Origin of the sequence: Vibrio sp. 10N.261.55.A7 (genome assembly GCF_002877365.1) — a bacterium.
GTDB lineage: Bacteria > Pseudomonadota > Gammaproteobacteria > Enterobacterales > Vibrionaceae > Vibrio.
Genome location: NZ_MCWZ01000170.1, coordinates 1 through 3,306, shown reverse-complemented (window position 1 = coordinate 3,306; position 3,306 = coordinate 1). Strand labels below are relative to the sequence as shown.

Sequence of the window (3,306 nt, the reverse complement as noted above, 5' to 3'; positions counted from 1 at the left end):
GGAATAAGTGAAACCTGTCCTCTATTTCAGTGTCTAAAGCATATCGGATATACAGCTCAATATTCACCAAAATCACCGCCGCTATTTCTGTTATTTAACAGTCTTATCACACCTATTTATATTCTAATTGTTTTTCTGCATTTCTATAATAATTGACTCGTCATACCCAGCGAACTTCATAAATATCCTTTGCAGAAAAGTGAACTCTGCATACTTTATTTCGTATGAAATATTTCTCTAAAATGAACATATTACCATGGGCTAAAGATGTGCCGTGGTTTCCACAATCTTCATATAGGGCTAATCAAAAGACATCAATCACTGAGACAATTCTCACCGCTGAATCAGCGATATGCCTCACTGTCATTAACTCGAACAGCCTAATTCCAGTAACAAATCCAGCGACTTAGATAACCATTTAATTTTTGGGACTTATCGAGAATAAGTTCAAATACTTATTGGCATAATCGCACACTAACCAACTGAATATCATGGATATTTCATAAAATAACCATAAAAATATGACTTACCTACTCCCCAATTAGCTCGCTTGCAAATGATAAGTTCAGTATCCAAATAAAAAACGCTGTTTTAACAGAAAAAGCAAAATATACAACAAGCTATCATCGAATCACCTAAGATAAAAATAAGCATTTTCGACGATTTACTGAAATATGTGTTAAATTAGATCATCACTTTAGGTGATGTGTCATTTAATGAAATGAATAGTTGTTTTTTTAACGACGAAGAATAAAGAGAAAGGAACCTCTATGAATATGAAACTGGCAGCGTTGCTGTTATTAGCTACTTCTACGACTGCAAATGCAGATGAATGTGGCTCAGTCACGATTGCAGATATGAACTGGTCATCAGCAAGCCTCATCGCTAATATCGATAAATTCATACTAGAAAATGGTTACGGCTGTGAAGCAGAGTTAATTCCTGGCGATACAATGCCAACTGGTACTTCAATGATTGAAAAAGGCCAGCCTGATATCGCACCAGAACTGTGGAGCAACGCACTAAAAACTGCATTAGATAAAGGTGTCGCAGAAAAGCGTCTACGTTTTGCAGGGAAATCTCTAGTAAACGGTGGTGAAGAAGGCTTTTGGGTACCAAAATACCTTGTCGACAAGCACCCAGAAATGGCAACCATTGAAGGTGTTATCAAGCACGCTGATCTGTTTACTCACCCAGAACGAGACGATGTTTCAGCATTCTATAGCTGCCCAGCGGGTTGGAACTGTCAAATCAGTGCCGGTAATCTGTTTAACGCATTAAAACTTGAAGATGCTGGGTTTGAAATTGTTGACCCTGGTTCAAGTGCCGGACTATCAGGCTCAATCGCAAAAGCTTACGAGCGTGAGCAAGCTTGGTTTGGTTATTACTGGGCACCAACGGCGGTATTGGGTAAATACAACATGGTGAAAGTTGATTTCGGTAGCGGCGTTGACCTAGAAGAATTTGTAGGTTGTACAACACAAGAAGAGTGTGATGCACCTAAGCCAACAATGTACCCACCTTCACCTGTCCACACCGTGACAACTGAAGACTTCGCTTCTCGTGCACCTCAAGCTTACGCATACCTAGGTTCTCGTGGTTTCACTAACGAGAGCATGAACCAATTATTGGCTTGGATGGAAGATAACCAAGCAGATGGCGAAGAAGCTATGTTCCACTTCCTTAGCGAATACCCTGAAGTATGGCACCCGTGGGTTTCTGAAGAGATCGCTAAAAAAGTTGAGCAAGCGCTATAGTTCAGGATTGCTAAACTAAAAATAACAAAGAATACGTTAATAGTACTGCAACGTTAAACCGTACCACTTGTTGTAACGGCGTAGGATGCGTCGTATTAAGTTAAAAAACCAAGGCAAGCTACTCGGCTTGCCTTGGATTAAAAAGGACTAAATAATGGCTGACAGTAATTGGCTGAACAGTTTCCCTGAAATGGATCGCTCTGACCTTAGAGCTATTCGTAAAACCCTCGACGGCGCCTACCGAGACTTTTCTCGTGAATACGGCGACATGATAGAATCTTTCTTTGATCCTCTGCTTTCTTTCCTAGTTTGGTTTGAACAACTCTTAATATCTACGCCTTGGCTGATTGTACTCATTCTTACCACGGGTTTAGTTTATGCCGCCAGCCGTTCTTGGAAATTGGCTGTAGGAGGATTATTTTCTTTCATACTGATTGGCTACTTTGGTATGTGGGAAGACACAATGCGCACGCTCAGTATCATTACTGTCTGTACAATGCTCGCGATTGTTCTCGGAATCCCCATAGGCATCGCTATGGCACGTTCAAACCGAGTCCAATCGGTTGTAACGCCAATGCTGGATGTAATGCAAACAATGCCTGCATTCGTCTATTTGATACCTGTTGTTATGCTACTCGGTATTGGTAAAATCCCTGGCTTAATCGCAGTAGTTATTTATGCCATTCCGCCTGTCATTCGGTTAACCAACTTAGGGATCCGTCTTGTCGACAAAGAAGTGCTTGAAGCCGCTACAGCCTTTGGTGCTAGCAGCAAGCAGCGCTTATTTGGTGTTCAGCTTCCACTCGCAATGCCAACGATTATGGCGGGCATCAACCAGACGATTATGATGGCGCTTTCAATGGTGGTGATTGCCTCAATGATTGGTGTCAAAGGACTGGGTCAACCAGTTCTAAAATCAATCACCAACCAGTACTTTACTCTCGGGCTTCTCAATGGTTTTGCCATCGTTGCTCTCGCAATCTTGTTTGACCGTGCCTCTCAAGCGTATGCCAAGCGAACCCAAGCACACCTTGGAGATCTAAAACATGACTAAACCACTTATTGAAATCCGTGGCTTATACAAAGTTTTCGGCCCAAAACCTAACAGTGTTATCGACCGAGTGAAAGAGGGGGTAAGCAAAGACCAAATTCTAGAAGAAACAGGCCACACCGTTGGCTTGAAAGACATTAACCTTAGCATCAATAAAGGTGAAATCTTCGTTATCATGGGGCTTTCTGGCTCAGGAAAATCTACCCTAATTCGCCACTTCAACCGATTGATCGACCCAACGCTTGGCCAGATTGATGTTGAAGGCACGGATGTCATGACGTTAGCTCAAAAGGATCTTGAGGTATTCCGTCGTCATAAAATGTCGATGGTTTTTCAACGCTTTGGTCTATTGCCTCACCGAAAAGTACTGGACAACGTCGCATATGGTCTAGAGATTCAGGGAATTGCGAAAGAAAAGCGCGTCGCTAAAGCAAATGAATGGATTGAAACTGTCGGGCTCAAAGGCTACGGTGATCAATATCCATCTCAACTATCGGG

3 protein-coding genes are annotated in these 3,306 nt (G+C 42.1%); all 3 read left to right on the top strand.

Annotation, left to right across the window (positions count from 1 at the left end):
• Positions 1–770 precede the first annotated feature (770 nt).
• A complete protein-coding gene (locus tag BCU12_RS09915) occupies positions 771–1,757 on the top strand; it encodes an ABC transporter substrate-binding protein (RefSeq protein WP_102404159.1) in 987 nt (328 codons plus the stop codon).
• Between the two features lie 154 nt (positions 1,758–1,911).
• Positions 1,912–2,811, top strand: coding sequence for a proline/glycine betaine ABC transporter permease (locus BCU12_RS09910; RefSeq protein WP_102404158.1), 900 nt, complete (start codon positions 1,912–1,914; stop codon positions 2,809–2,811).
• Positions 2,804–3,306 (top strand): ATP-binding cassette domain-containing protein (locus BCU12_RS09905; RefSeq protein WP_133153853.1); only part of this gene is annotated, 503 nt, incomplete at its 3' end. The genes BCU12_RS09910 and BCU12_RS09905, both read left to right, overlap by 8 nt.

What these genes read in the sequence shown, in the direction of transcription:
- BCU12_RS09915 (WP_102404159.1), top strand. Translation starts at nt 771, where the DNA reads ATGAATATGAAACTGGCAGCGTTGCTGTTATTAGCTACTTCTACGACT.
- BCU12_RS09910 (WP_102404158.1), top strand. Translation starts at nt 1,912, where the DNA reads ATGGCTGACAGTAATTGGCTGAACAGTTTCCCTGAAATGGATCGCTCT.